Origin of the sequence: uncultured Campylobacter sp. (assembly GCF_938041645.1) — a bacterium.
GTDB lineage: Bacteria > Campylobacterota > Campylobacteria > Campylobacterales > Campylobacteraceae > Campylobacter_B.
The window spans coordinates 1-2,657 of the sequence record NZ_CALIST010000054.1 but is presented as its reverse complement, the minus strand read 5'-3'; the positions used below and the strand labels follow the sequence as shown (position 1 = coordinate 2,657).

The 2,657-nt window shown below is 52.5% G+C and carries 3 protein-coding genes; all 3 read left to right on the top strand.

Translation table 11 applies throughout. The features are described 5' to 3' along the window. The first annotated feature begins 279 nt into the window (after positions 1 to 279). On the top strand, positions 280 to 1,977 hold the full coding sequence (locus tag Q0600_RS07680) for a hypothetical protein (protein ID WP_298758850.1): 1,698 nt from the start codon (positions 280 to 282) through the stop codon (positions 1,975 to 1,977). 72 nt (positions 1,978 to 2,049) lie between these two features. Then, complete coding sequence (locus tag Q0600_RS07675) at positions 2,050 to 2,358, top strand: hypothetical protein (protein ID WP_298758846.1); 309 nt, start codon at positions 2,050 to 2,052, stop codon at positions 2,356 to 2,358. A gap of 2 nt (positions 2,359 to 2,360) precedes the next feature. Beyond that, positions 2,361 to 2,657 (top strand): hypothetical protein (locus Q0600_RS07670; RefSeq protein WP_298758843.1); only part of this gene is annotated, 297 nt, incomplete at its 3' end.

The window sequence follows — 2,657 nt, the reverse complement described above, 5'->3', positions numbered from 1 at the left end:
TACGGGCATCCCTATCGGATAGCCGAATTCCACCGTCGCAATATCCTCTCCTATGATCCTGCGATCCTCTCTATCCAAACCCAACAACCACTCCCGCACGGGCTCATTGCCGCCCGCATTTTGATAGAAAACCGCCTCAATCTTTTTCATATCCCGCATTGTATCAAAAAAGATACAAAAAAGCAAATCGCAGTATAGAAAAATTAGGACGCGGGGGAATAAGCTATCCAAAAAATAGGGTCAAATCCGGGCAGGATACGCCCTTTTGCGGAGTAGAAAATGCCAAACGACGAAGATTATTCGCTAATCACGCGTGCTTTTAGCGACCTTGAGGAGCAGGAGGAGAGATTTCTGCGCTGCGAGAGAGCATATCGCGCGGTTTATAAAGAGGATAACCGCACGAGCAAGCGCAAGAGCGCAGAGCGAAGCCGCTCGAAGCTTTACATCCCGCTCGTAAAAACCACCGTAAATATCATCCATAGCGTATTCAAAACTAGCTTTATGAGCGACCGCTGCCCGATCGAAGTAAAGAGGGTAGGACTGCGAAGCGATCACGATCTAATCCTGCAAAACGCGCTTACGGCGGTGCTGAAAAACTATTGGAAAAAGAAAGAGCATCGCGTGGGGCTGTCCAAAGCCGTGCTTAGCGCGCTGTATCTGCCGCTGGGTATCGTCAATCTATTTTATGACAAAACAGCCGCGCAGATCCGCACGAAATTTATCCCGATCACCGATCTGGCGTTTGATCGCCACGCAAGCGACATCAACGACATCGAATACGTAGCTTTCAGATACAACCAATCGGCAAGAGAGATCAGAGAGAAGCTGGAGCGCAAATTTTACAAATCCAAAGACCGAAACGTGATCGCGCAGACCACGGCAGGCAGCGAGCGCATAGCGATGCGAGATCTGTATGTCAAAAGCCGCGAGCAGGGGCGGATCGTATGGAAACTCAAAACCTACGCAAACAGCACTCTCGTGCGCGAAGCGACATTTTCCCGCCTGCCGTTTCACTACGGATATTGCATCGAAACTACGCCTAGCATAAACGAGGACGAGCGCGAGGATGAGATAGCGATATACGGCTCGTGTATCCCCGAGATCGTTTGGGAACTGCAAGAGGAATACAACATCAAGCGAAACCAAAAGATCGACATCACCGAAAATCAGATCGATCCGCCCTACGCTATCGATAAAGACGCGGGCAGCGTAGCGATCAGCGACATCACGGCTCGAAAGAAATTTATCCGCACAAGCCCGGGTCCGGGCAGGACGGTTAAGGATGTCATCACCGTAATGAGCGAGCCCGGCACGTATGGGCTAAGCGAAGAGATCGCGATGCTAAAGAACGAATACGAAATCGCGACGGGCGTAAACAGCGTAATGACGGGGCAGACTAGCCCGAGCGATCGCAGGGCTACGAGCGCGCTTCAGGCGGTCAATTCGGCTTCCGGCACGAGGATAGAGAGCATGCTTCAAACCCTGCTCGATACGATGCTGCAAAGCTACGCCGAACATTTCGTTTGGCTCATATACAAATTTACAAGCGACGAGGAATTCGTGCGGATTACGGAGGATCCGCAGATCATCGAAAAGATAGGCGATCGCAGCGCGCCGCTTGATTTCGATGTGAACGTAAATTTCGGCACCACCATAGCAAACGAAGTCAAGATCGGACAGCTCAACTCTTTAATGCAGGTCTTGGCGCAGGCGAATATGGCAACCCCGGCTATCTCAGGGGAGATCATCAAAGAAATTTTAACTCTGATCCTAGGCGAAAACGCGCCTATCGAGGCGATCGACGAGGCTATGGTGCAGATGCAAGCGCTCCAGCAAGCCCAACTTCAAGCGGCCCAGCAGGCGCAGGACGCAGCCGATGATGAGGGCGGCGAGGCACCGGACGTTTCGGATAGAGACGAACACCCTCCGAGCGACGACGAACTTGATCGCGCGGCGCTGCTAAACGGCGGGATTTGAGATGAAAATCGAGTTTAAAAAAATTAGGACGCGCAGAAATAGAATCATTAAAAATTTTCAAAGGAGAAAGCTATGAAAAAAAGCGATTTCAAGGTGCTGGGCACGATCACACACATGGCCACCAACGGGCTGATGGTGTTTTCAAACGGCAAGAGCACGGGGCAGATCTCGGACGGAAAGATCGGCGACGTAGTCGTCAGACACAAGGACGAGACGGGGTTGGAGGTGCAAATTTTTAACGCTGAGGAGTGGTCCGCCATGGGAGCCGATGAGAAAAAGTCCGGCAAGGATGAGGACGGGAAAAAGGACGACGTGAAAGCGAACGAGGGTCTTTTGGATTTGGGCGATAAAGCAAGCAAGGCAAGCAAGGAAGGAGAGTAGAGATGGCTGAGGATATCTATGATGACGATTTGGACGAGGGCGTAACAGATCCCGCCGCCGCGGCTGCCGCGGACGGCAAAGGGGAACCCGCCAAGGATGCGGGGGGCGAGCCTAAAAAATCCGCCGCGCCTCGCGACGACAAATCCGTAAAGGAAGAGCCGAACAAGGGCGCGGAGCCCGGCAAGAAAGAGGGCGCCGGAGGCAAGGTGCTAAGCGACGAGGAGTATCAAAGCTTCCGCGCGATGGAGCAGGAAAGGCAGCTCAAAGAGCTCGAAACGGATTTCAAAAAGGAATACGGG

What these genes read in the sequence shown, in the direction of transcription:
- Q0600_RS07680 (WP_298758850.1), top strand. Translation starts at nt 280, where the DNA reads ATGCCAAACGACGAAGATTATTCGCTAATCACGCGTGCTTTTAGCGAC.
- Q0600_RS07675 (WP_298758846.1), top strand. Translation starts at nt 2,050, where the DNA reads ATGAAAAAAAGCGATTTCAAGGTGCTGGGCACGATCACACACATGGCC.